Raw genomic sequence first — 25,156 nt, 5'->3', positions numbered from 1 at the left:
GGACTCACGGGACCAGATCGGGCCACGTGCCCTAGTTTTGGCCCGTGACCGCACCTCTTCCCGCCGGCGACGCCGCGCAGACAGCTGCACAGAGTCTCGCGAGCCACGAGGTCCCCGAGCCGTTGCGCAACGACGTCCGGGTGCTCGGCGAGTTCCTCGGTCGCGTGCTGCGTGAGGCGGGCGGGGACGACCTGCTCGCCGACGTCGAGGCGCTGCGCGAGCTCGCCATCCGCGCGCACAACGGGCCCGACCCGGAGGCCCTCGCGCAGGCCGAGGCCCTGGTCGCCGGCTTCAGCATGGCCCGCGCCGAGGAGGTCGCCCGGGCGTTCACCTGCTACTTCCACCTGGCCAACACCGCCGAGGAGTACCACCGCGTCCGCGTGCTGCGCGACCGCGAGGCGAGCCTCCTGCCGCACCACCTGGCGCCGGACGACTCCCTGCCGGCCGCCGTCGCGCAGCTGGCGGACGAGGTGGGCGAGGACGTCGCCCGCCAGCGCCTGGCGGAGCTCGAGTTCCGCCCGGTGTTCACCGCGCACCCCACCGAGGCGCGCCGCCGGGCCGTGTCGGGCTCCATCCGCCGGATCGCCGAGCTCGTGGCCGAGCGCGACCTGCGCTACATCGGCGGCATGTCGCTGGCGGAGAACGACCGCCGCCTGCTGGGCGAGATCGACACGCTGTGGCGCACGGCGCCGCTGCGGGAGGCCAAGCCGTCGGTGCTCGACGAGGTCCGCACCGTGGTCAACGTGTTCGAGGCGACCCTGGCCGACGTGCTGCCGGCCGTGTACCGGCGGCTCGACGACTGGCTGCTGGCCGACGCGGCCGGCACCACCGCCCCCGCCGTGCGGCCGTTCGCCCGCCTCGGCACGTGGATCGGCGGGGACCGGGACGGCAACCCCAACGTCACCGCGCAGATCACCGAGGACGCCGCGGCGATGGCGTCCGAGCACGCGCTGCTCGAGCTCGAGTCGTCGGCGCGCAAGACCGCGCACGGCCTCACCCTCGCCGCGTCCGGCACGCCCGCCTCGAGCGAGCTCACCGCGCTCTGGCAGAAGCAGCGCGGCCTGTCGGCGTCGCTGGCCTCCCGGATCGCCGGCGACGCCCCCAACGAGCCGCACCGGCGGGTCGTCTACTTCCTGGCCGAGCGGATCGCGGCGACCCGGACGCGCAACGCCGACCTCGGGTACGGCGGGGCCGCCGAGCTCGAGGCCGACCTCGACGTCGTGCAGCGCTCGCTCGCGGCCGCCGGGGCGCCCCGGTCGGCGTACGGCGACCTGCAGCGGCTGATCTGGCAGGTGCAGACGTTCGGGTTCCACCTGGCCGAGCTCGAGGTGCGCCAGCACTCGCAGGTACACGAGGGCGCGCTCGCGGACCTCGCGAAGAACGGCGTCGACGGCACGCTCGAGCCGCGCACGGTCGAGGTCCTCGACACCTTCCGCGCGATCGGTGCCGTGCAGCGCCGCTACGGCGTGCTGGCGGCGCGCCGCTACATCGTGTCGTTCACGCAGTCGGCCGAGCACCTCGCGGCTGTCTACCAGCTCGCCGAGATCGCGTTCGCCGGCGTCGACGCGCCGATCATCGACGCGGTCCCCCTGTTCGAGACGTTCGCGGACCTGGAGGCGTCAGTCGACATCCTCGAGGGCGCCCTCGCGCTCCCGCAGGTCCAGCGCCGGCTCGCGGAGAACGGCCGTCGGGTCGAGGTCATGCTCGGCTACTCGGACTCGTCGAAGGACGTGGGCCCGGTCTCCGCCACGCTCACCCTGGACACCGCCCAGCGCCGCATCACGGACTGGGCCAAGCGGCACGACATCGTCCTCACGCTCTTCCACGGCCGCGGCGGCGCGCTCGGGCGCGGTGGCGGCCCCGCCAACCGGGCACTCCTTGCCCAGCCTCCGGGCTCGGTCGACGGCCGGTTCAAGCTCACCGAGCAGGGCGAGGTCATCTTCGCCCGCTACGGCGACCCCGTGATCGCGGCCCGGCACATCGAGCAGGTCGCCGCGGCGACGCTGCTCGCGGGCGCGCCGTCCGTGGAGCGCCACAACGCCGCCGCCACCGAGCGGTTCGCGCCCCTGGCCGCCAAGCTCGACGAGACGTCGCGCGTCCGGTTCCACGAGCTGGTGAAGGCCCCCGGGTTCCCGCAGTGGTTCGCCGAGGTCACCCCGCTCGAGGAGGTCGGCATGCTGCCGATCGGCTCGCGGCCCGCCCGTCGCGGGCTGTCGGTCGAGTCGCTCGACGACTTGCGCGCGATCCCGTGGGTGTTCTCCTGGTCGCAGGCGCGCATCAACCTGGCCGGCTGGTACGGCCTCGGCACCGCGCTCGCGGCGACCGACGACCTGCCGGAGCTGCGTGCCGCGTACGCCGACTGGCCGCTGTTCACCACGATGATCGACAACGTCGAGATGTCGCTGGCCAAGACGGACGAGCGCATCGCCGAGCGGTACCTCGCCCTGGGCGACCGCGACGACCTGGCACAGCAGGTGCTCGACGAGATGAGGCTCACCCGGGAGTGGGTGCTGGCCATCACCGGCAGCGAGGCGATCCTGTCCCGCCGCCGGATCCTCGGCCGCGCCGTCCAGCTGCGCAGCCCTTACGTCGACGCGCTGTCGCTGCTGCAGCTGCGCGCGCTGCGCGGGCTGCGCACGGGCGACGCCCCCGAGCAGGCCGACGACCTGCGCCGGCTGCTGCTGCTCACCGTCAACGGCGTCGCGGCGGGCCTGCAGAACACCGGCTGACGCTCGCTACGGACCGGTCGGTCCGAACCGCTCGGTGCGGATGCGCTCCGGGTCGTGGCCCAGGTCGACCAGCGTGTCGGCGACGGACTCGACGAACGGCGTCGGCCCGCAGACGAACACGTGCGGCCGCTCGTCGGGCGGGAAGCAGGCGTCCCGCAGCAGGTCCGCGTCGACGCGCCCGATGCGGCCGGTCCAGCCGTCCGGGCCGCGACGGGTCCACACGCAGGTGATTTCGACGTCGGTGCCCAGCGCCTCGAGCTCGTCGGCGTAGATGGCGTCCGCGGGCGTCCGCACCGACACGACCAGACGGAACGGTGCGTGGCTGCCGGCCAGGCGTCGGGTCCGCAGCATCGACATGAGCGGGACCAGGCCCGACCCGCCGCCGACCAGCTGGACGGGGTGGGGGTCGGTGGGCTGCCACACGAACCAGTGGCCGACCGGTCCGCGGAGCTCGATCTCGTCGCCGACCTGCAGGTCCTCCGTCAGGTACGGCGACACCTCACCGTCGTCGACCACCTGGACCGTGAGCGCGATGCGGGGGTCGTGCATGGCGGGGTCCGGCGGGATCCCGGGCAGCCCCATCGTGCCGGGGGAGGCCAGGGAGTAGGACCGCTGGGTCGAGTACCCGTCCTCCGCGGTGAGCCGGACGTCGACGTGCTGGCCGGCCAGGGCGCCGCGCCAGCCGGGGACGTCGAGCTCGAGCGTCATCGCGGTCGCCGTCTCCGCGGTGCGGGCGACCAGCGTGCCGACCATCCAGGGCAGGGCGTACAGAGCGGGGTCAGGAACGTCGTCGGGCACGCTCAGTCCCCCCAATACCGCTGCTCCTTCCACGGGTCGCCGTACGCGTGGTAGCCCAGCCGCTCCCAGAAGCCCCAGGTGTCCTCGGTCATGAGCTCGATGCTGCGCACCCACTTCGCGGACTTCCAGAAGTACAGGTGCGGGATCAGCAGCCGGGCCGGTCCGCCGTGCTCCGGCGGCAGGGGAGCGCCGTCGTACTGGTAGGCGATCCAGGCCTTCCCGCCGCGCAGGTCCGCCAGGGGCACGTTCGTGGTGTAGCCGCCGTCGCAGTGCGCCATGACGTACTGCTCTTCGGGCGCGACCTCGACACCGTCGAGCAGCGTGTCCAGCGAGATGCCCCGCCAGGCCGAGTCGAGCTTGGACCACTTGGTCACGCAGTGGATGTCCTTGACGATGTCGTCGTGGGGCAGGTGCGTGAGCTCCGACCAGGTCCAGGTCTTGCGCGTCGCTCCGCCCGAGGTGATCGAGAACGTCCACGTGGACAGGTCGGCTCGGGGAGTCGGACCGGCCGACAGCACCGGGAAGCCGCGCTCCAGGTACTGGCCGGGCGGGATGCGGGGGTCGGCCTCGCGCTTGCCGCGGAACCCGCGGGAGACGATCGCCATCAGAACGCCGTGCGGTCGGGCATGGTCAACTCCCGGGTGTCGGAGACGCTGAAGCCCATCATGGGGGAACGCTCCCGGGATACGCCAGAGCCCGGTCCGACGGGAGTCGAACCGGGCTCTGATCTGCTGTGACGTCAGCCGCGCGAGTACACGACGCGCGGACCGCCCGAGCTCGACGCGCCGGAGCCGCCGCTGCCGCCGCGACCGCTGCCGCCACGACGGCGACGCTGCCCGGAGCCGACCGCCGGAGCGCCGGCTGCGGCGGGGGCCGCGCCGCGACCGCGACCACGGCCGCGACCACCGCCGCCGCCACCGTTGCCGCCGCCGTTGGAGGCGGTCACGGGCGGGGCGACGTACTTCACGGGCGCGGCGACCTCGCCGACGAGCCGCGTGAGCGTCGCGTCACCGGGGAAGACGGGCTTCGGCGTCGCCGTGATCTTGGCGGCACGCGTGAGCTGGCGGACGTCGCCGCGCTGCTCGGGCAGGACGATCGTCACGACGTCGCCACCGGAGCCGGCACGCGCGGTGCGGCCCGAGCGGTGCAGGTACGCCTTGTGCTCGGCCGGCGGGTCGACGTGCACGACGAGCTCGATGTCGTCCACGTGGATGCCGCGCGCGGCGATGTCGGTGGCGACGAGCACGCGGACGGCGCCCGACGAGAACGCCTCGAGGTTGCGCTCGCGCGCGCCCTGGGCGAGGTTGCCGTGCAGGTCGACGGCGGGGATGCCGTCCATGGTCAGCTGCTTGGCCAGCTTCTTGGCCTGGTGCTTGGTGCGCATGAACAGCACGCGGCGGCCGGTGCCGGAGGCGAGGTGGTGGACGACCAGCTTCTTGGCGTCGGCGTCGCGGACCTCGAACAGGTGGTGGGTCATCGCGGCGACGGGCGACTCGGCGCTGTCGACGGAGTGCTCGACCGGCGAGGTCAGGTAGCGCTTGACCAGCTGGTCGACGCCGTTGTCCAGGGTGGCCGAGAAGAGCAGGCGCTGGCCGACCTTCGGGGTCTTGTCCATGATCCGCTTGACGCCGGGCAGGAAGCCCAGGTCGGCCATGTGGTCGGCCTCGTCGAGGACGGTGATCTGGACGTCGTCGAGCGTGAGCGCCTTCTGGTTGAGCAGGTCCTCGAGGCGACCCGGGCAGGCGATGACGATGTCGATGCCGCCGTTGAGCGCGGAGACCTGCTTGCCCTGCGAGACGCCGCCGAAGATGACGGTCGTGTTCAGGCCCATCACCTTGGCCAGCGGGGCGATGGTGGCGTCGATCTGCGAGGCGAGCTCGCGCGTCGGGGCCAGCACGAGGGCGCGGGGCCGACGAGCGGCCTTGCCCTTGCCCGCGGTCGCGGCGAGGCGCACGACGAGGGGGAGGGCGAACGCGAGGGTCTTGCCGGAGCCGGTGCGCCCGCGGCCGAGGACGTCACGGCCGGCCAGCGAGTCGGGCAGCGTCGCGGTCTGGATGGGGAAGGGGGAGGTGATGCCCTGGGCCGTCAGTGCGGCAGACAGGGCAGAGGGCACGCCAAGGTCGGCGAAGGAAGTCACAGATAGAGCCTCTCGGGCTGGGTCGGGGTCCGCCGCCAGAGCAACCAGAGCGGGTGCTCCGGGGGACCTCCACGACGCGGGGCGCGCAGGTTCGCGCAGCCCTTGGTGGCCCCACTCTCTCACACGACGAACCGCGAGACGGCTCGCGGTGTCGAGCGTCACAAGGGACGATCGGACGCAACCGGCCCCGGGTACCTGGAGGAACGCACCGCGATGAGCACACCCGCGATCGCCTCGGCGCGCGACCTGGTGAAGGTCTACGGCGCCGGTACGACGACCGTGCGGGCGCTCGACGGGGTCGACGTCGACCTGGTTCGCGGAGAGCTCACGGCGATCATGGGACCGTCCGGGTCCGGCAAGTCGACGCTCATGCACTGCCTGGCGGGCCTGGACCGGCCGACGTCGGGCACCGTCGTCGTGGACGGCGAGACCGTGAGCAGCATGTCGGAGCGGAGGCTGACCGCGCTGCGGCGCACCCGGGTCGGGTTCGTGTTCCAGGCCTACAACCTCGTGCCCACGCTGACCGCGCTGGAGAACATCACGCTGCCGCTGGACATCGCGCGCCGGCGCGTGGACCGGGCGCACCTGGACCTCGTCGTCGAGACCCTCGGGCTGGCGGACCGGCTCGGGCACAAGCCCAGCGAGCTGTCCGGCGGGCAGCAGCAGCGGGTGGCCTGCGCGCGTGCGCTGGTCGCGCGCCCCGCCGTCGTGTTCGCCGACGAGCCGACGGGCAACCTCGACAGCACCTCGGCGGCGGAGGTGCTCGGGTTCCTGCGGCGCAGCGTCGACGACCTCGGGCAGTCCGTCGTGATGGTCACGCACGACCCCACGTCGGCGGGATACGCCCACCGCGTGCTGTTCCTCGCCGACGGCCGGCTGGTCGGCGAGCTGCGGGACCCGACGGCGGAGTCGGTGCTGGCCGCACTGACCGAGATCCGCGCGACCCGATGATCCGCGTCGCGCTGCGCGGGGTGCGGGCGCACCTCGTGCGGTTCTGCCTGTCGGTGCTGGCGGTTGCCCTCGGGGTCGCGTTCGTCGCCGGCACGTTCGCGCTGCGCACCATGCTGGGGAGCACGTTCACGGACATCATCGCGACGACCACGCTGGGCGACGCCTACGTCCGCGGTGCGGACGCCGCCGGCGGCACCGGCGGGCCGGACCGGATCAGCCCCGACACGCGCAACCCCGTCCCGCTGACCCTCGTCGACCAGCTCGAGGCGGTCGACGGCGTCGCCGCCGCGCTGCCCGACCTGCAGGGTCCGCTGGTGCTGGTGGGCGCCGACGGGACCGCCGTGCAGAGCACGCAGGCGCCGAGCTTCGGCTTCGCCTACGACCCGCGGGACCGGGCCGCCCACGTGGTCGCGGGGCGCGCGCCCGCGAGTGGCGACGAGATCGCGGTGGAGTCGGCGACGCTGCGCGCGTCCGGGCTGGCGCTCGGTGACGCGACGAGCGTGGTGGTCGGCGGCGAGATCCGGCCCGTGACCGTGGTCGGAGAGATGGGGCTCGGGTCGGCCCTGGCCGGGGCGACCGTCGTGTTCCTGGACACGGCGACCGCGACCGCCGCGTTCGCCCCCGACGGCACGGTCGCGACGATCTCGGTCCAGGCGGCCGACGGGCTCACGGAGCAGCAGCTGGTGGACCGGATCGCCCCCGTCGCCGCGGCATCGACCGTGCCGGCGGAGGCGGTGACCGGCGACGAGGTGCGGGAGCAGGCCACCGCGAACATCCTCACGGTCCTCGGCTTCATCACGACGTTCCTGCTGGTGTTCGCGGGGATCTCGCTGTTCGTCGGCGCGTTCATCATCGCCAACACGTTCTCCATGTGGGTGCGCCAGCGGACCCGCGAGCTCGCGCTGCTGCGCGCGGTCGGGGCGTCGCCCCTGCAGGTGTTCTCCTCGATCGTGCTGCAGGCGGCCATCGTCGGCGTGGTCGGGGCGGCACTCGGCGTCGCGGGCGGCCTCGGGCTCGTGGTCGTCCTGCGCTCGGTGCTGGGCCGGGTCGGCATGCAGCTGACGGGCCGGGTGCCGCTCGACGGGTTCACGCTGGTGGTGTCCGTGCTCGTCGGCACCCTGGTCAGCGTCCTGGCGGCCGCGCTGCCGGCACGCCGGGCGGCCCTCGTGCCGCCGGTCGAGGCGCTGCGCGACGAGGTCACCCTGCCCGAGCGGTCCCTGCGCCGGCGCGCGGTCGTGGGCGCGGTGCTGCTGCTCCTGGGTATCGGCGCGGTCGTCGTCGCCCTCCTGGACCCCACCGCCCAGCACGCCGGCGCGCTGCTCGGGATCGGGGCCGGTGGGGTCGTGCTCGGGGTGCTCGCCGCGTCGCCCGCGCTGGCCCGCGGCATGCTCCGCGCGCTCTCCGTGCCGATCGTCCCGTGGCGGCCGGTCGGTCCGCTCGCCCGCGGCAACGTCACCCGCAACCCGCGACGCACGGCCAACACGGCCGGCGCGCTGATGATCGGGATGGCGCTGGTGGGCGCCGCCGCGGTCATCGCCGCCACCACCCAGGCGTCCACCAGCGCGATCGTCGCGCGGGAGGCCACCACCGACTACATCCTGCGCGGCGCCGCCCAGGGGACCGTGCCCGCGCAGGCCGTGCTGGACGTGCGCGCGCTGCCCGACGTCCGCGCCGCGGACACCTTCGCCACCGGCGTGGTGCTCGTGGACGGCGCGAACCTCGCGGTGACCGGCATCGACCCGACGGCGGTCGGCCGCAGCATCCGCACCGAGGAGGTCGAGGGCTCGTTCCCCGGGGCCCTGGCGGCGGGGGACGTCGCGGTGCAGCGCACGACGATGGACGACGAGGACTGGGTGGTCGGTCAGCGCCTCGAGCTCGTCGGGTCGAGCGACTCCCGCACGGTCGCCATCGGCGCCGTCATCGACTCGCCCGCGTTCGGCGTGCCGCTCGTCGTGTCGCAGACCCTGCTCGACCAGCTGCTGCCGCCCGACGAGCAGCGCGTGACCACGGTGTTCGTCACCGCGACCGGCGGCGCGGACGTGGCGGCCCTGCGCGGCGAGCTCACGGACGCCGTCCGCCCGTACGTCGTGGTCTCGGTGATGGACAGCGAGGAGTTCGTCTCCGACCTCGCCGCGCAGGTGGACCGCGTGCTCGTCATCCTCTACGCGCTGCTCGGCCTGTCGATCGTCATCGCCGTCCTCGGCATCATCAACACGCTCGCCCTGTCCGTCATCGAGCGGACCCGCGAGATCGGGCTGCTCCGGGCGGTCGGCCTCGGGCGGCTGCAGCTGGGCACCACGATCACGCTCGAGTCGGTGCTCACCGCGGTGTTCGGCACGACGGTCGGGCTGGTGCTCGGAGTCGCGCTCGCGGCCACCCTGCCCACCGTGTTCGCCGACGTCGGGCTGCGCACGCTCGCCATCCCGTGGACCAGCCTCGCGCTCATGCTCGCGCTCGCCGTCGTGGTCGGCGTCGTCGCGGCGCTCTGGCCGGCGGTGCGTGCGGCGCGTCTGCCCGTCCTCGACGCGGTGACCACGGAGTGACCGATAACCTCGGAGGGTGAGCGACACCGGGTACGGCGACTTCGAGTTCGAGCGTCGCTTCTGGGCGCGGGACGTGCCCGCCGACCTGCTCGACGCCTCGCCGGCCCTCATCGTGCAGAGTTACGTGCTCGCCGACGCCGGCTTCGCCGTCCGCGTCCGCGTGCAGGCCACTGTCGAGGGCCTGGTGCTCGAGCCGGGACTGGACGAGCTCGCGATCCTCGATCGGTACGCCGACCAGATGGACTTCTGCGCGATCACCGTCAAGGGACCCATGAACGAGGGCACCCGGTACGAGGCCGAGCGCGAGCTCGACGTCAACGTGGGGCTCGAGCTGGTCCGCCGCGGCGGGGCCCGCGTGGCCAAGACGCGGCACTCGGTGTGGCTGGGCGACGACGGCTGGGTGATCGACACGTTCGCCGGCGGGAACGCGCCGCTGGTCGTCGCCGAGGTCGAGCGCGGCGGCCCGGTCACCGACCTGACCATCCCGGAGTTCTGCATCACCGAGGTGACGTCCGATGCCCGGTTCTCCAACGACGCGCTCGCGGGCACGCCGTACGGCACGTGGGCCGCGGCGTTCGAGCGCGAGCTCGCGAGCATCGGCCCGCGGTTCCTGCAGAACCTGGGCCACAATCACCGCGCGGAGCCCGGGGCGGTCTGACCCCGGGGTCAGCGCATCCAGCGGCGGTGGCCCCGGGCGCTCGCCCGGTCCACGCGCCGCCGCGCCTCGGACTCGGCGGCGTCGCCCGCCGCCTGCTCGAGCGCGTGCAGCCTGCCGTAGGTGAAGGTGCTCTCGCCGTCGGCGTCCGCCTGGAGCGCGAGGCGGTGCAGGGTCTCGCGACGGGTCACGGTGTCGTGCTGGGCGCCCAGCGCCTCCTGGACGCGCTTCGCGCGCCGCGCGCTGCGGCGGGCAGGTGCGCCGACGACTGCGACGGCCAGCTCACTCGCGTATCGCGCGCGCCGCGCCGCCTTGCGGATCTCGTGCAGCGCCTCGTCGAGGTCGTCGCCCGGGGGGAGGTCGGCCGCCGCCGCGACCGCGTCGTCGTAGCGCCGCCACGCCCGGCGGGCGCGGCGGGGCAGGACGTCGCCGGCGGCACGCGCGTGCGCGGGACCGGGCGGCAGGTCGCGCGAGAGCACGTCGAGGAGGGCGTCGAGCCGCTCGGACCCGAGCCAGGACTCGACCTGGTCGAGCGCGATCCGTCTCGCCGCGGTGCGGTCCTCGTCGACCCGCCGCTCGATCGGCCCGACGACCAGCGTCGGATCCTCGGCCGCGAGCCGGCGCAGCAGGGCATGACGCTCGACGTGGGCGTCCCGGGCGCCGCCGAGGACGTGCCCGAGATCCGACAGCTCGTCGCGCGCCGGCTCGGCCGCGGCGCGGTCCAGCACCGGCCGGTACACCGACAGGGCGGCACGCAGGCGCCGGGTGGCCACCCGGGCGTCGTGCACGGCGTCGTCGTCACCCGCCCGGACGCCCGGCGCGACCGCGCGCAGGCGCTCAGCCTGCGCCGTGACGTAGGCCTGGAGCACCTGACCTGCGGTCTCGTCGGATCCCATGGGTCGAGGCTCGCACGACAGGGCCGCGCACGAGAGCTCAACGCACCGTGGACCAGGTGCTCAGCACCCGAGACCCTGGCCCGGCTGGCGGTCCCATTCGCGTTCACGCCATCCTCGTACACTGTCCGTCCATCGCGACGAGGAGGTACCGCCGTGCCCGTGGGCCGACGACGCGCCGCCCTGGTCGCGACCCTGGTCGCCCTGCTCGTGCTCGCCGGCTGCACGAACGACGACGCGACACAGCGGCCGACGCCGACGCCCTCGACCGCCTCTCCCACCCCGACGCCGACGCCGACCCCGACGCAGGTGTCCGCGCAGGTGGGGGCGCCCGACGAGGCCGCCACGGTGCTGCCCGCAGCCACCCCGCAGGACGCGGCGCTGGAGGCGTCGCGCGCCCTGTTCGAGACCGCGCCCGTGGTCGTCGTCGCCCAGGTCGAGGACGTCGCGGCGCACCTCACCGCGTCGTCGGCGGCCGTCGCGCTCGGCGCTCCCGTGCTGCTCACGACGGCGGCCGCGGACCCCGCCCCGGTCCTGGACGAGCTGACCCGGCTCGGTGCGCAGGCCGTGCTGATAGTGGGCGCGGCCGCGTTCACGCCGCCGGCCGGAATCGTCGTGGTCCCGGTCGTGCCCGGCGCCGACGCCGCCATGCTGCGGACCGCGACGGGGGCCGCGTTCGGCCTGCCGGCCGAGGTCGTCCCGGGTCAGGAGGCCGCCGCCGTCCGTGGCCTGTCCTCCCCGCGGCCGGCCGTGCTCGTGGTCCCCGGAACGGTCCCGGTCGCCCCGCCGACCCCGACGCCTACGACGTCACCGACATCGACCGCGTCCCCGACGCCACCTCCGACGCTCCCGCGCACAAGCCCGCCCGCGGCCCTCGCGGGCACGGTTGCGCTCACCGGCGTCGGCGTCGACCCGCTCGCCGCGCTCGCGACCATCCGCGCCGCCGGCGTGCCGGTGCTCGACACCCCCGGCGGCGACCCGCGCGCGACGACGCCGGGCGTCCAGGCGATCGCCGCGGCCGCGCCGGACCACACGGTCGCGCTCGGGGCGGCGTTCGGCGCGCCGGACCAGCTCGCCCGCCGCGTGGCCGCTGCGCGCACCGGCGCGCTCCTCGGCGGCGGCGGGCAGCTGGTGTTCCCGCAGGTCCCGGGCGTGCCGGGCAAGAAGTACGTCGCGCTCTACGGCACGCCCGGCTCGAAGGCGCTCGGGGTGCTGGGGGAGCAGGACGTCCCCGCGACGCTCGCCCGGGCGGACGCCACGGCGGCGCCGTACCGGTCGCTCACCGTGGACGCCGTCGTCCCGGCGGTGGAGATCATCGCGACCATCGCGTCCGGGGGGCCTGGCGCCGACGGCAATTACTCGGACGAGCGCTCGGTCGCCGACCTGCGCCCGCTGGTCGAGGCCGCGGGCGCCGCGGGCATGGCCGTCGTCCTCGACCTGCAACCGGGACGCACCGACTTCCTCACGCAGGCCCAGCAGTACGCGGACCTGCTCGCGCTCCCGTACGTCGGCCTGGCGCTCGACCCGGAGTGGCGCCTGGCCCCGGACCAGGTGCACCTGCGGCAGATCGGCTCGGTCGGCATCGACGAGGTCAACGGCGTCGTCGCCTGGCTCGCGGACTTCACGGCGCAGCGCGCTCTCCCGCAGAAGATGCTGGTCCTGCACCAGTTCGCCGGCCGGATGATCACCGACCGCACCCGCCTGGACACGTCGCGCGACGAGCTCGCGATCGTGATCCACGTGGACGGCCAGGGGACCCAGCCAGGCAAGGCCGGCACCTGGAACACGCTGCGCGCCGACGCCCCGCCGGTGCACTGGGGCTGGAAGAACTTCTACGACGAGGACAAGCCGATGCTGGACCCGACGCAGACGTACGCCGTGCAGCCGGTCCCGGATCTCGTCAGCTACCAGTAGCCGGTCGCTCGACCAGGAACGACCGGCCGCTGGCGTCGACCACGCGGTCGAAGTGCTGCTGCAGCGCGGTGTCGCGGGCGCGCTCGTCGTCGGTCAGGTCCTTGCGCGGTCCCCGGATGTTGCCCACCTGCGCGGGTCCCAGGTACGTGAGCCACCACTCGGTCATGTCGCGGCGGTGCTTCTTGGGCACGAGCACTCCTCAGTAGTTTGTGCACTAACTATAAGCACACGATCTACTGTGGGCACATGGATGATCCGCTTGCCGTCGAGGCCCAGGTCTGCCTCACCGTGTCCGCCGCGGCGCGCAGCCTGGTCGCGTTCTACCGCCCGCTGCTCGAGCCGCTCGGGCTCACGCACCCGCAGTACCTCGCGATGCTCGCGCTCTGGCAGTACGGGCGGCTCTCGCTCAAGGAGCTCGCCGCGCTGCTGCACCTCGAGCCGGCGACCGCGTCGCCGCTGGTCAAGCGACTGGAGGCCATGGGCCTCGTCCGCCGGGAACGGTCCGCCGACGACGAGCGCGCGCTCGACATCATCGTGACGGACGCCGGCCGGGCGATGCGTGAGTCGGCCGTCGGGATCCCGGCCGCGATGGTCGACGGGCTGGGTCTGACCCTCGAGCAGATCGAGCAGATCCGCAGCGCGGCGGAGCTGCTCATCGCCGCGGCGGACGGCGCCCGCTGAGCCCGGTGCCTGCACACGGATCGCTGCACAGGGGCACGATGAGCTCGAGCACGCCAGGCGTCGATGTCGCGCAGCGGTGGCGGGTGCGACCGTCCGTGGGGGTCGCGGCCGTCGTGTTCGCCACGTTCGTCGGGATGATCGTGCTCGTCGTCACCGACCGACGCCGTCCGGCGCAGGAGGCTCTGACTCCAGCGTGATCGTGGCGGGTGCGGCGTCGGCGGCCACGGGGACCTCGCCGAGGCGCTTGGGCGTCCAGCCCTTGCTCACCACGCCGATGAGCTCGGGCGGCGTCGACTTGCGCACCATCGCCTTGAAGACCAGGTAGGTCGCGACGAACAGCCCCCAGCGGGCCACCTGCAGGAGGAACGCGACCCCGGGGCTGTCGCAGCCGAGGGTGGACGAGGTGTCGTTCGCGGAGTGCACGACCATGACGGCGAGGATCACTCCGACGGCGGCCGGCGTCCCGCGCCCGCCGTAGACGCGCCAGAGCCGCCACGCCACCGCGACCGCGATCCCCGTCCACAGCCAGTGCAGCGGCGAGACGGTCCAGATGCGCGCGACCTGCGCCTGGATGACGAGCATGGGCGTCGCGGCCGGGGTGTCGGCGCCGCAGAAGTTCGGGCCGCTGGCCGCCGCGGTCTCGTAGGCGTAGATCGTCGTCTCCGCGATCGCGAACCCGAAGCCCGCGGCGATGCCCATGGCGATGCCGGCGCGCGGGTTTCGGTAGCGGCCCACGAGGAAGAGCGCGAGCGGGACGACGAGTTTGGACAGCTCCTCGGTGAAGCCCACCGTCCGGGTCGCGGTCTGGACGCCGCCCAGGTATTCGATGACGAGGTCGTTGAGGTTGAGCGCGATCAGCAGGGTCGCGCCGGCGCCGGCGACCGCTCCCGCCACGACGGACGCGGGGCCGACGACCTCGTCGAGGGCGACCTGCCGAGCGACGAACCGGTAGAACCCCGCGCACACCAGCGACATCGCGAGGAAGCTCGTCCACCCCATCACGGTGACGTTCTCGGACGATGTGTAGACCGCGGAGCCGACGCCGAGCACCACCACCGCCGCGACGAAGAACCACACCCAGGCGCCCCAGAACCGGCCGCGGAACCGGCGCCCGCGCGCGGCGGCCACCGAGCCGTCGGCGACGGTCGGGTGCCACGCCTGGCCGTCCCACAGGCGTCGTCGAGGTTCGGGCGAGACGGGGTCCGGGTACCAGTCGGCGGCGGGGGAGTCGCGTCGTCGGCGCTCGAGGAGCATCGCGGCGGCAAAGCCGACGACGAGCAGGAGGGCGCCCAGCAGGGTCAGCGGCATCGGAGTCCTCGGTGTCGCGGCGACTGGCGTGGTGGTGCGCGCCGGTACGCCCACTATGCCAAAGGTCCGCCGCGGTGCCTCAGGGGCGCACGATCTGCTGCACGGCCCAGCGGTTGCCGTCGGGGTCCGTGAAGAACGTGAACCGCCCCCACGGGAACTCGACGACCGGCTCCGCGGCGACCCCGCGACCGACCAGGTACTCGTAGGTGGCGTCGGCGTCGTCGACCACCACCTGCAGCCCCTGCTGCGCGCCTGGCGCCATCGAGGTCATGTTCACGTCGAGCACGATCGAGCACGCCGAGCCCGGGGGAGTCAGCTGCACGAACCGCAGGGTGTCGTCGACGGGGATGTCGTGGTCGGCGACAAAGCCGACCTGGTCGACGTAGAACGCCTTGGCGCGGTCGATGTCGGCGACGGGAACGGAGACGAGCTCGAGCTTCATGTCCATCGGTACAGCTCCTCGTGGTGGGTGAGCGACCAGCATCGCGCCAGAACAGGTCAGATACCGTCCGCTTCTCGCCGAGCCCGAACGCGAACTCTCCGTAGGCTCGACACCATGACGCACCCCATCCGCATCGCGGTCCAGCTCCAGCCCCAGCACGCCGACTATGCCCAGCTCCGCGACGCGGTCAGCCGCGCGGAAGACCTCGGCGTCGACATCATCTTCAACTGGGACCACTTCTTCCCGCTGTCGGGTGACCCGGACGGCAAGCACTTCGAGTGCTGGACGATGCTGGGCGCCTGGGCGGAGCAGACCAGCCGCGTGCAGATCGGCGCGCTGGTGACGTGCAACTCGTACCGCAACCCCGAGCTGCTGGCGGACATGGCGCGGACCGTCGACCACATCAGTGGCGGCCGGCTGATCCTCGGGATCGGCGCCGGCTGGTTCGAGAAGGACTACGACCAGTTCGGCTACGAGTTCGGCACCGCGGGCTCGCGGATCGCCGACCTCGCACAGGCGCTGCCGCGGATCAAGGCGCGCTGGGCGGCGTCGAACCCGACCCCGACGCGGGAGATCCCGGTGCTCATCGGCGGCGGCGGCGAGCGCAAGACGCTGCGAGTCGTGGCGGAGCACGCGGACGTGTGGCACTCCTTCGGAGACGTCGACACCCTGCGCCGCAAGAGCGCGATCCTCGACGAGCACGGCACCGACGTGGGCCGGGACACCGGCGCGCTCGTGGAGCGGTCGGTGGGCGTCGGCGCGCCGCCCGCGAAGGTGGCCGACGCCCTCGTCGCCGCCGGCGCCACGCTGTTCACCATCGGCGCCAGCGGCCCGGACTACGACCTCTCGCTGGCTGCCGAGTGGGTGGCCTGGCGCGACGCGCAGGGCTGACCGCGCTCGAGCCCACCGGCGCGCTGGCTCAGCGCGCCGGTGCGGCGTCGCCTCACGCGTGCTCGTCGACCGAGCGCGAGCTGCTCAGGGAGAGCGCGCCCGCGCCCGCGATGAGCCCGACGACGACGGCGAGGGTCACGTAGACGACGCGCTCGCCATGGAAGAAGGACTGCACGAGATCTGCTCCCCACACCCCGGCGGGCAGCACCGTCGTCACGAGGACCGCGATGAGGGTGCCGACGACCGCGGTGCCGACGCTGGTGCCGACCTCCTGGGCCGTGTCGTTCAGTGCGGCGCCGAGGGACGTGCGGGTCTCGGGCATCGCCTCGACGAGGGCCACGGCGCAGATCGTCATCACGGTGCGCAGTCCGATCGTGAAGGTGACCATGAAGAACGCGATGGCGAGGTAGCCGTGCTCGACGCCCCAGGCGAGGCCGCCCAACGACCCGGCCAGGAGGACGGCGCCGATGAGGCACGCGATCCGGTGGCCGAAGCGCTTGGCGAGGCCCTCGGAGATCGGCGTGGCGGCGATCATGGTGAGGATCAGGGGCAGGTTGGCGAGGCCGGCGCGCATCGGGCTCCACCCGTACGCGTACTGGAAGTGCAGGATCAGGCCGAACATGACTCCCGCCATGGCCACCGAGGTGCCGATCTGGGCGATGCTCGCGCCGCGGACGGTGCCGTTGCGGAAGACGTCGAGGTCGAGCATGGGCTGCGCCGTGTGGCGCTCGTGCCAGATGAACGCGAGCAGGGCGAGGACAGCCCCGAGCCCTGAGGCGAACGTCCACAGGGACACCCAGCCGTGCTGGACGCCGCTCGTGGCGGTGTAGCAGGCCAGGCCGATGGTCGCGACGCTCAGGATCGAGCCCGGCAGGTCGAGGCGGTCCTTCGTCAGGCCTGCGACGTCGTCGGGCGCGACGCCCTTGCGCACGCCGATCCAGGCGATGAGCGCGATCGGACCGTTCACCAGCAGCAGCCACTGCCAGCCGACGTGGGCCAGGGCGGTGCCGCCGAGCAGCGGCCCGAGGATGAATCCGCTCATGCCGACGACGATCATCACGGTCATCGCGCGCATCCGGAGCTCGGCCGCGTCGAACAGGCGGAACACCAGCGAGTTGGTGATGGGGGCCATCGCGGCAGCAGCGATGCCCAGTGCGGCGCGCAGGGCGATGAGCTCGCCTGCGGTGGAGACGCCGACGACGAACAGGCTGATGAACCCGAACCCGGCCAGCCCCCACAGGAGCACGCGGCGCCGGCCGAGCCGGTCCGCGACGGAGCCGGCGGTGAGCAGCAGGCCGCCAAAGGTGAGCGAATACGCGCCGGTGACCCACTGGAGCGAGGTCGTGCCCGCGCCGAGGTCCCGGCCGATGGTCGGCAGGGCGATGGTCAGCAGGGTGTTGTCGACCATCTCGACGAAGAACGCGAGACAGAGGGCGAACATCGGGATCCACGCGGCGCGGAGCGACGGGTAGGTCCGCTGTGGGGCGGGAGCGGTGAGAGTAGTCATGGCATGTCCTTCGGTAGAACCTTGTTCGTTTATCGAACGCTGTTCCATACGGTAGAACGATGTTCGATAGAGTGCAAACATGCGAACGGAGAACGACGTGAGCGATGCGTCACAGAAGCCGGTTCCGGACCGTCGACGCGGCGGGGCCCGCGGACCGGGCGGGCGGCGACGGGCGTCCCACTCGTTGGAGGCCGTCGTCTCCGAGTCCGTCGCGCTGCTCGACGAGGCAGGCGCAGGCGGCCTCACCTTCCGCGCTCTCGCCGCACGTCTGGGCACGGGCGTCGGCACCATCTACTGGTACGTGTCCAGCAAGGACGAGCTCCTCGAGCGTGCAGCGGACAGCGTGCTCGCTGGCGTCCTGGCGCAGACCGCGCACCTCGGAACCGGCGAGGACCCGATCGCCGAGGTGCGGGAGATGGCGATCGCCTTCTACTCCGCGACGGTGAACCGCCCGTGGCTCGGTGCCTACTTCCTGCAGGACAGCGGCACGCAGCCCAACGGTCTCGCGTTCTACGACCAGATGGGCCGCGAGCTCATGCGGCTCGACCTGACGCCCAGGCAGCAGCTCGACGGCGTCGCGGCGATCATGGCGTACGTCGTGGGTGTCGCCGCCGACCGCGGCCAGGACCCGCCCCAGGAGGTGCGAGACGGGATCGTCGCCCGAGAGGAGTTCGTCGCGGGCTTCCGGGAGCAGATGCGCAGCCTGGGCGCCGACGAGTACCCGTTCCTTCACCACATCGCCGACGAGTTCGCCGCTCACGACGACGGCGAGCAGTTCCGCGCGGGGCTCGACCTCCTCCTCGCGGGGCTCCGGCAGCAGGCCGGCGCCTAGGCTCGGGGGTGATGAGCCACCCGAGCGGCCCGACCACGGGCGTCGAGCGACGATGGTGGCCGCGCGCCCTCCTGATTCTCGGCGCGCTGCTCCTCGCGCTGGTCTTCGGGATCACGACCGCCTCCGTCGAGAGCAGCCTCGGGCCGCACGAGGCGCGGTACGACGTCACCACGGACGACACGGTGACGGTCGACCTCGGGCCGCTCGGGACGCTCCAGATCGACTCGCCGCTGCCGCTGACCCTCGGGGTGCGCGTCACGGTGCAGGAGATCCCCGCGTCGGTGACCCAGCTGGACCAGTCCCGGACCCTCCAGGCGCTCAGCGGGGACCTGCAGAGCTACCTGCAGTTCTTCTCGGGCCCGCAGGCGACGGTCCAGGACGTGGCCCGGGCGCTGGTCACCCAGGCACTGTGGCGGACCGCCCTGGCGTTCGTCGTGCTGGTCGCCGCGTGGTGGCTGATGCGGCTCCTTCTCGGCGCGTCGCGGCGCGAGGAGCTCCGGGTCCGGGTGCGGCCGCACCTGGGGTCCGCGGTCGTCGCGGGCGTCGTCGTCGCCCTCGTCGCCACCGTGTCGACCTCGAGCCTCGGGCGCCGCGATCAGCCGTCGGCGTCGAGCGCGGCGTCGGCGGTGTTCGACGGGACCCCCCTCGAGGGCGCGCGCGTGACGGGCCGTCTCGGTGGCGTCATCGACACGTACGGCGGCCAGGTGGTCGCGGAGCTGAAGAAGAACGAGAAGTTCTACACCGAGGCGAACGCGTCGCTGAAGGTCGCGTGGGACGAGCGCCAGGAGTCCCTGGACGCGTGGCCGGGCCCGGAGCCCAGCGACTCCTCGGCGACCCCGACGGTCGACGACGACGCCGACCTGGTGACCGTCGTGCTCGTCTCCGACCTGCACTGCAACGTCGGCATGGCCCCCCTGATCCGCACGCTCGTCCTGCGTGCGAAGGCGGACCTCGTGCTCGACGCCGGCGACACCACGCTCAACGGCACGTCGGTCGAGCAGTACTGCGTGACGACGTTCGCCCGCGCCATCCCGTCCGGCGTGGAGCTCGTCACCTCGCCCGGCAACCACGACTCGCGGGAGACCACCGGCAACTACGCGAAGGCCGGGGCGACGGTGCTGGACGGGTCGGTCGTCGAGGTCGACGGGCTGCGCATCCTGGGGGACCGGGACCCGAACGAGACGCGCGTGGGCGCCGGCGGCACCGCCCAGGCCGGCAAGGAGTCCGCGGACGACGAGGCCGAGCGCCTGGCCGACGTCGCGTGCGACGACGAGGACGGCGTCGACCTGCTGCTCATCCACACCCCGGCGGTCGGGCAGCCGGCGCTCGCGAGCGGCTGCGTCCCCGCGCAGATCTCCGGGCACCTGCACAAGCGGTACGGACCCGAGCGCGTGGAGCTCGGCATCCGTTACGTCAGCTCCAGCACCGCGGGGGCGACGCTGGGTCAGCCGACGGTCGGGCCACTGAACGGGGTGGCGGAGATGACCGTGCTGCGCTGGGACCCCGAGGGGCGCAGGTTCGTCGACTACCAGCTGGTGCAGATCCGGCCGGACACCACCGCGAGCGTGAGTCCGCGCCTGACCTGGCCGCCGACGCCGATCGAGCCGACGCCGACCGGACCCGGCGGCGCACCTTCACCCGTGTGATCTGGCTCACACTGTCCTAGGGTGTGACCCACGCGGACCTGGGCCGCACCGGCTCGGCCCGCGCCGTGAAGAGGGGTGGGCGAGTGTCCCGACGCGGGTCCGCGGTCGGCCAGGAGCGAGGCGCGCTCGCGCTCCGCGCCTCCCTGACCTGCGCCTGCGTGCTCGTCGGCACGATCCTGCTCGCCCCGGGCGCGCACGCGGCCTCCGGCGAGAGCGAGCTGAGGCCGGGCGAGGTGCTCGGCGCCGGGCAGGGTCTGGTCTCGCCGGACGGCTCGCAGACGCTTGTCGTGCAGGCCGACGGCGGCCTCGCGCTCTTCGGCCCCGACCCGGACCCGCGCTGGGTGGCCGGTCCCGCCGTGGCCGGCTCGCAGCTCGTCGTCGGCGAGAACGGCGACGTCGCCCTGACGGCCCCCGACGGCACGGTCGGCTGGCGCCCGGACGCGGCCGCGACCCCCGGGTCGAAGCTGGTCCTGCAGGACGACGGCGACGTCGTCGTCCTCGACCCCGGCGGGGTCCCGCTGTGGGACTCGGGCACCGGCGTGCGACCGTCCATCCTCACCGCTGGCTCGAGCCTGGCGCCCGGCGAGGCGCTCTCGTCGCCCGACGGCCGCCAGAGCCTCGTGGTGCTCGACGACGGCGACGTCGCGCTGCTCGGTCCGGACGCCGCGACGCGCTGGTCCACGGGGACGGACGTGCCGGGCTCCACGTTCACGCTGCGCGAGGACGGCAACCTCGTGGTCACCGACGCCGACGGCAACCGCCCCTGGCGCAGCCGGACCGCCGGGCACCCTGGCGCGACGCTGGTCCTCCAGGACGACGGCGACCTCGTCCTCTACGACGTGGCCGGCGCGGTCGTCTGGAGCACGGGGACGGTCATCGGTCCCTCGTCGCTGGTCGCCGGGACCCCGCTACCGGTGGGTCAGCAGCTGAGCTCGCCCGACGGCCACCTGCGGCTGGGGGTGGGCGCGGACGGGCTCACGCTCGCCTACGACGGGACGGCCGTGTGGAGCGCCCCCGCAGCGGGCGCCGTCGGCCTCGCGGTCCAGGACGACGGCGACGTGGCGCTCACGGCGGCGGACGGGTCGGTCCTGTGGCACAGCGCCACGCCCGGCAGCCCCGGCGCGAACCTCCAGCTCGAGGAAGGTGCGCTCCTGCTGCGGGCGCCCACCGGGCAGGAGCTATGGCGCGTCGACGTCCCGCCCGAGCTGATGACCAGCGGCCGCGTCGCCACCGACTGCACGGACGTCGACGCGCCGGTGCCCGAGGGGGACACGGTCGTCACGGCGTTCGGCGTGCGCGTGCACCCGTGCCTGGCCGACTCGCTCGACGCCCTGATGACCGCCGCGCTCGCCGACGGCATCGAGCTGCACGCCTGGGGCTGGCGCAGCGCGAGCCAGCAGATCGCGCTGCGGGCGGCCAACTGCACCCCGTCGGGGCCGGACGCGACCGTGGTCACCTGCCGGCCGCAGACGGCCCCGCCCGGCACGTCGCGCCACGAGCGCGGCCTCGCGCTCGACTTCACCGTGAGCGGCGGCGTGCTGCGGGCCGGTTCGCCGGCGTTCGTCTGGCTGACCGAGCACGCGGCCGACTACGGCCTGGAGAACCTGCCCAGCGAGCCCTGGCACTGGAGCGTCGACGGCTGGTGAGCGTGCGCGCCCTAGTGTGGACGGCGTGAGCACGCCGACGACACCCGAGCTGAGCGCCGTCACGCAGGACTACCTCAAGGTCGTGTGGTCGGCCCGCGAGTGGTCGGAGCAGCCCGTCACCACCAAGATGCTGGCCACTCGCCTGGGCGTCGGGGCGTCGACGGTCTCCGAGACGGTCCGCCGGCTCGCCGACGCCGGCCTCGTCACCCACCAGCCCTACGGCGCGATCGAGCTCACGGCGGACGGGCAGCGGCACGCGCTCGCGGTCGTCCGGCGGCACCGACTCATCGAGACGTTCCTCGTCGAGGTGCTCGGCTACGGCTGGGACGAGGTCCACGACGAGGCCGAGGTGCTCGAGCACGCCGTCTCGGACCTGTTCGTCGAACGCGTCTCCGCCCAGCTGGGGCACCCGCGGCGGGACCCGCACGGCGACCCGATCCCCGGAGCGGACGGCACGCTCGACGTCCCGGCGGCGACCGTGCTCTGGGACGCGGAGCCGGGGGAGTGGGCCGTGGCCCGCATCTCCGACGCCGACCCCGGCCTCCTGCGCTACCTGGAGTCCGTCGCCCTGCTGCTGGACGCGGCGGTGACGGTGGTCGAGCGGCGCACCGTCGCGGGCGTGATCTCGATCCGGGTCGACGGCCGCACGGTCGACCTCGGCGAGGTCGCGGCACGGGCGATCTGGTTGGTGCCCGCCGCCTGACGTACCCTGGGCGCCATCCACCGGAGTTGACGACGGCGTTCTCCGCACCGATATCGAATCGATTCGTTCGGAGGACCGTCGTTGGTCACGCTCACGCCCGCGCGTTCGCGCGCCGCGCTGTTCGCGCTCGCCCTCGGCGGGTTCGGCATCGGCACGACGGAGTTCGCGACGATGGGACTGCTGCCCGAGATCGCGTCGGGCTTCGACGTCTCCATCCCGACCGCGGGGAACGCGATCACGGCCTACGCCCTCGGCGTCGTCGTGGGCGCCCCGACCCTCGCAGCCCTGGGCGCCCGGCTCGACCGCCGTCGGCTCCTCCTCCTGCTCGTGGTGGCGTTCACCATCGGCAACGTGCTGTCCGCGTTCGCCCCGAGCATGGGCTGGCTGGTGCTGGCGCGGTTCCTCGCGGGCCTGCCGCACGGTGCGTTCTTCGGGGTCGGCGCGGTGATGGGCACCGCGGTGGTCGGGCCGGAACGGCGCGGGCGTGCCGTCGCCTCGATGATGGCCGGGCTGACCGTCGCGTGCGCCGTCGGGGTGCCGCTCACCGCGATCGTCGGGCACGCCGTCGGCTGGCGCTGGTCCTTCGTCGGGGTCGGGGCGCTCGGGCTGCTGACGCTCGCGGCGGTGTCCGCGTGGACGCCGTCCCTGCCGTCGGCGCCGGGCACGACCGTCCGCACCGAGCTCGCCGCCCTGCGCAACCGCCGGCTGTGGATCGCGTTCGGTGCCGGCGCCGTCGGGTTCGGCGGGATGTTCGCCGTCTACTCCTACGTCAAGCCGCTGCTCACGGAGGTGACCGGCCTCGGGGTCGCGCTCGTGCCCCTCGTGCTCGCGCTGTACGGGATCGGCATGACGATCGGCACGGTGGTCGGCGGCCGGCTGGCCGACCGGTCCGTGATGGGCACGGTCATCGGCGGCATGATCGCCACGATCGTCGTCCTCGTCTCCATCGCGCTCGTGGGCGCCTACCCGGTGCCCGCCGTGCTCGCGCTCGTCATGCTCGGCGTCACCTCGCAGGTGCTCGGGCTGTCGCTGCAGACGCGCCTCATGGACGTCTCGCCCGCGGCCCCCTCGCTCGGCGCGGCCCTGTGCCACTCCGCGCTCAACCTGGGCAACGCGACCGGCGCGTTCGTCGGCGGACTGGTCATCGCCGGCGGGCTCGGCTACCTCGCGCCCGCCTGGGTCGGCGCCGGGCTCACCGCGATCGGGCTAGTCGTCGTGCTGGTGTTCGGGCGGGGACCCGTGCCGGTCGTCTCAGCGCCGCCGCGTGCCGAAGATCGAGCGCGTGATCTCACGCCCCAGCTGAGTACCCGCTGACCGCAGCAGGCTGTCCAGCGGGCTGGTCCTGCTCGACGACCGGCGCGGAGCGGACTGTCGCGCCTCCTTCGCCTTCCGCTCGGCCTCGTCGGCGGCCCGCTCCGCTTCCTCCGCGCGCTGGGCCGCCTCCTGCGCCTTCTCGGCGCGGACCGCGAGGAGCTCGTAGGCGGACTCCCGGTCCACGGCCGCCGCGTACCGGTCCGACAGCGGCGACGCCGCGACCGCCGCGGTGAGCTCGGCCGCCGGCATCGGCTCCATCGACGACTGCGGTGCGCGCAGCCGCGTCCACGCGACCGGCGTCGGGGTGCCTCGCTCGGACTGCACGGTGACGACGGCCTCGCCGGTGCCGAGCGACTGGAGCAGCTGCTCGAGGTCGTAGGGCGAGGTCGGGAACGTGCGCGCCGCCGACCGCAGCGCCTTGGCGTCGTCGGGAGTGAACGCCCGCAGCGCGTGCTGGACGCGGTTGCCCAGCTGCCCGAGCACGTCGGCGGGCACGTCCTTAGGGCTCTGCGTGACGAAGAAGACGCCGACGCCCTTCGACCGGATCAGCCGCACCGTCTGCGTGACCTCCGTGAGGAAGTCGGCCGACGCCCCCGTGAACAGCAGGTGCGCCTCGTCGAAGAAGAACACGAGCCGCGGCTTGTCGGGATCGCCCACCTCGGGCAGCTCCTGGAACAGCTCGGCCAGCAGCCACATCAGGAACGTGGAGAACAGCGCGGGCCGGTCCTGCACAGCCGGCAGCTCGAGCGCGCTGATCACGCCGCGACCGTCGGGCGCGGTCCGCAGCAGCTCGGACACGTCGAACGCGGGCTCCCCGAAGAAGGCGTCGGCCCCCTGCGCCTGCAGCCCGACGATCTCGCGCAGGATGACGCCGGCAGTCGCGGCCGACAGCCCTCCGATGCCCTTGAGCTGCGGCTTGCCCTCGTCGCTGATCAGGTACGCGATCGTGGCCTGCAGGTCCTTGAGGTCCAGCAGCGCGAGCCCCTGGGTGTCGGCCCAGTGCATGAGCAGGCCCAGGCTCGACTCCTGCGTGGCGTTGAGGCCGAGCACCTTGCCCAGCAACAGCGGCCCGAAGTCGGTGACGGTGGTGCGCACCGGCGTGCCCTCGCCGATCCCGCCGAGGCTGAGGAACTCGACGGGCGACGCCGTCGCGACCCACTCCTGCCCGAGGCTCGCCGTGCGGGCCAGCAGCTTCTCGTTCGGCGTCCCGGGGACGGCCAGCCCGGAGAGATCGCCCTTGACGTCCGCGACGAACACCGGCACGCCCGCGGCCGAGAGCCCCTCGGCCAGCACCTGCAGCGTCTTGGTCTTGCCGGTGCCGGTCGCGCCCGCCACGAGGCCGTGCCGGTTCATCATGGCGAGCGGGATGCCGACGACCGCGCCGGGGACCGGGACGTCGTCCTCGACCAGGGCGCCCAGCGGGAGCATCGGGCCGGAGAACGTGTAGCCGGCGATGATCTCCGCGGCGTGGCTGGACGTGGGCGGCGCTGCCGCGGGCGGCGGGTCGTCGACGCCCGCTGCCGCCGCCTCGGCCGCAGCCAGCGCCGCCGCAGCGGCCTGCGCCTT

Annotated in this window: 21 protein-coding genes; 12 read left to right on the top strand and 9 right to left on the bottom strand. The window is 73.6% G+C overall.

Going from position 1 to position 25,156, the window contains the following annotated elements:
* Positions 1–44: 44 nt before the first annotated feature.
* A complete protein-coding gene (locus AC1DYZ_RS14810) occupies positions 45–2,729 on the top strand; it encodes a phosphoenolpyruvate carboxylase (protein ID WP_477065950.1) in 2,685 nt (894 codons plus the stop codon).
* 6 nt (positions 2,730–2,735) lie between these two features.
* On the opposite strand, the gene AC1DYZ_RS14805 is transcribed toward AC1DYZ_RS14810, so the two are convergent.
* The 3 genes from AC1DYZ_RS14805 to AC1DYZ_RS14795 all read right to left on the bottom strand — a co-directional run bounded on the left by AC1DYZ_RS14805 (position 2,736) and on the right by AC1DYZ_RS14795 (position 5,664).
* Entirely contained in the window at positions 2,736–3,482 is a 747-nt protein-coding gene (locus AC1DYZ_RS14805; RefSeq protein ID WP_477066001.1) for a ferredoxin reductase, read from the bottom strand.
* A gap of 47 nt (positions 3,483–3,529) precedes the next feature.
* Positions 3,530–4,132 carry a sulfite oxidase-like oxidoreductase gene (locus AC1DYZ_RS14800; protein ID WP_477065949.1) on the bottom strand — a complete coding sequence of 201 codons (603 nt, stop codon included), beginning with the start codon at positions 4,130–4,132 and terminating at the stop codon, positions 3,530–3,532.
* Between the two features lie 134 nt (positions 4,133–4,266).
* On the bottom strand, positions 4,267–5,664 hold the full coding sequence (locus AC1DYZ_RS14795; RefSeq protein WP_477065948.1) for a DEAD/DEAH box helicase: 1,398 nt from the start codon (positions 5,662–5,664) through the stop codon (positions 4,267–4,269).
* Between the two features lie 213 nt (positions 5,665–5,877).
* On the opposite strand from AC1DYZ_RS14795, the gene AC1DYZ_RS14790 reads away from it, so the two are divergent.
* From AC1DYZ_RS14790 to AC1DYZ_RS14780, 3 genes are read left to right on the top strand one after another with little or no spacing between them, the layout of a single operon-like run.
* Positions 5,878–6,615 (top strand): ABC transporter ATP-binding protein, encoded by a 738-nt coding sequence (locus AC1DYZ_RS14790; RefSeq protein WP_477065947.1) that lies wholly within the window; start codon positions 5,878–5,880, stop codon positions 6,613–6,615.
* Positions 6,612–9,158, top strand: coding sequence for an ABC transporter permease (locus AC1DYZ_RS14785; RefSeq protein WP_477065946.1), 2,547 nt, complete (start codon positions 6,612–6,614; stop codon positions 9,156–9,158). The genes AC1DYZ_RS14790 and AC1DYZ_RS14785 overlap by 4 nt, the downstream gene beginning before the upstream one ends.
* A gap of 16 nt (positions 9,159–9,174) precedes the next feature.
* A complete protein-coding gene (locus tag AC1DYZ_RS14780; RefSeq protein ID WP_477065945.1) occupies positions 9,175–9,816 on the top strand; it encodes a CYTH domain-containing protein in 642 nt (213 codons plus the stop codon).
* 8 nt (positions 9,817–9,824) lie between these two features.
* Here AC1DYZ_RS14780 and AC1DYZ_RS14775 read toward each other — a convergent pair whose 3' ends face one another.
* Positions 9,825–10,709, bottom strand: a complete 885-nt coding sequence (locus AC1DYZ_RS14775; protein ID WP_477065944.1) for a CHAD domain-containing protein — start codon at positions 10,707–10,709, stop codon at positions 9,825–9,827.
* Between the two features lie 159 nt (positions 10,710–10,868).
* Here AC1DYZ_RS14775 and AC1DYZ_RS14770 point away from each other — a divergent pair, with 159 nt between their 5' ends.
* Positions 10,869–12,620 carry a hypothetical protein gene (locus AC1DYZ_RS14770; protein WP_477065943.1) on the top strand — a complete coding sequence of 584 codons (1,752 nt, stop codon included), beginning with the start codon at positions 10,869–10,871 and terminating at the stop codon, positions 12,618–12,620.
* Here AC1DYZ_RS14770 and AC1DYZ_RS14765 read toward each other — a convergent pair.
* On the bottom strand, positions 12,607–12,810 hold the full coding sequence (locus tag AC1DYZ_RS14765; RefSeq protein WP_477065942.1) for a hypothetical protein: 204 nt from the start codon (positions 12,808–12,810) through the stop codon (positions 12,607–12,609). The genes AC1DYZ_RS14770 and AC1DYZ_RS14765 overlap by 14 nt on opposite strands.
* A gap of 56 nt (positions 12,811–12,866) precedes the next feature.
* Between AC1DYZ_RS14765 and AC1DYZ_RS14760 the strand changes: the two genes are divergently transcribed.
* Positions 12,867–13,301 carry a MarR family winged helix-turn-helix transcriptional regulator gene (locus AC1DYZ_RS14760; RefSeq protein ID WP_477065941.1) on the top strand — a complete coding sequence of 145 codons (435 nt, stop codon included), beginning with the start codon at positions 12,867–12,869 and terminating at the stop codon, positions 13,299–13,301.
* Positions 13,302–13,451: 150 nt separating this feature from the next.
* Here the strand turns inward: AC1DYZ_RS14760 and AC1DYZ_RS14755 are convergent, their stop codons facing one another.
* Together AC1DYZ_RS14755 and AC1DYZ_RS14750 are read right to left on the bottom strand one after the other, a co-directional pair.
* On the bottom strand, positions 13,452–14,609 hold the full coding sequence (locus AC1DYZ_RS14755; RefSeq protein WP_477065940.1) for a PrsW family glutamic-type intramembrane protease: 1,158 nt from the start codon (positions 14,607–14,609) through the stop codon (positions 13,452–13,454).
* A 79-nt stretch (positions 14,610–14,688) separates the two neighbouring features.
* Complete coding sequence (locus AC1DYZ_RS14750; RefSeq protein WP_477065939.1) at positions 14,689–15,057, bottom strand: VOC family protein; 369 nt, start codon at positions 15,055–15,057, stop codon at positions 14,689–14,691.
* 108 nt (positions 15,058–15,165) lie between these two features.
* Here AC1DYZ_RS14750 and AC1DYZ_RS14745 point away from each other — a divergent pair, with 108 nt between their 5' ends.
* Complete coding sequence (locus AC1DYZ_RS14745) at positions 15,166–15,942, top strand: LLM class F420-dependent oxidoreductase (protein ID WP_477065938.1); 777 nt, start codon at positions 15,166–15,168, stop codon at positions 15,940–15,942.
* Between the two features lie 52 nt (positions 15,943–15,994).
* Here the strand turns inward: AC1DYZ_RS14745 and AC1DYZ_RS14740 are convergent, their stop codons facing one another.
* Positions 15,995–17,449, bottom strand: coding sequence for an MFS transporter (locus tag AC1DYZ_RS14740; RefSeq protein WP_477065937.1), 1,455 nt, complete (start codon positions 17,447–17,449; stop codon positions 15,995–15,997).
* Positions 17,450–17,546: 97 nt separating this feature from the next.
* Here AC1DYZ_RS14740 and AC1DYZ_RS14735 point away from each other — a divergent pair, with 97 nt between their 5' ends.
* The 5 genes from AC1DYZ_RS14735 (at position 17,547) to AC1DYZ_RS14715 (ending at position 23,590) form a co-directional block, all read left to right on the top strand.
* Positions 17,547–18,281: a TetR/AcrR family transcriptional regulator gene (locus tag AC1DYZ_RS14735; protein WP_477065936.1), complete on the top strand. Its 735-nt coding sequence runs from the start codon at positions 17,547–17,549 to the stop codon at positions 18,279–18,281.
* An 11-nt stretch (positions 18,282–18,292) separates the two neighbouring features.
* The gene (locus AC1DYZ_RS14730) at positions 18,293–19,927 is read left to right on the top strand and encodes a metallophosphoesterase family protein (RefSeq protein WP_477065935.1); all 1,635 of its coding nucleotides are present in this window, start codon (positions 18,293–18,295) and stop codon (positions 19,925–19,927) included.
* A 23-nt stretch (positions 19,928–19,950) separates the two neighbouring features.
* Entirely contained in the window at positions 19,951–21,573 is a 1,623-nt protein-coding gene (locus tag AC1DYZ_RS14725) for a D-alanyl-D-alanine carboxypeptidase family protein (protein WP_477065934.1), read from the top strand.
* A 25-nt stretch (positions 21,574–21,598) separates the two neighbouring features.
* Positions 21,599–22,276 carry a metal-dependent transcriptional regulator gene (locus tag AC1DYZ_RS14720; RefSeq protein ID WP_477065933.1) on the top strand — a complete coding sequence of 226 codons (678 nt, stop codon included), beginning with the start codon at positions 21,599–21,601 and terminating at the stop codon, positions 22,274–22,276.
* An 81-nt stretch (positions 22,277–22,357) separates the two neighbouring features.
* The gene (locus tag AC1DYZ_RS14715; RefSeq protein WP_477065932.1) at positions 22,358–23,590 is read left to right on the top strand and encodes an MFS transporter; all 1,233 of its coding nucleotides are present in this window, start codon (positions 22,358–22,360) and stop codon (positions 23,588–23,590) included.
* Here AC1DYZ_RS14715 and AC1DYZ_RS14710 read toward each other — a convergent pair.
* On the bottom strand, positions 23,528–25,156 hold a 1,629-nt coding region (locus AC1DYZ_RS14710), incomplete at its 5' end, for a helicase HerA-like domain-containing protein (RefSeq protein WP_477065931.1). The two genes, AC1DYZ_RS14715 and AC1DYZ_RS14710, sit on opposite strands and share 63 nt — an antisense overlap.

The organism is Cellulomonas sp. P1_C4 (genome assembly GCF_056406355.1).
Note: the sequence above shows the minus strand (reverse complement) of the source record. Positions and strands in the feature narration are given on the sequence as shown.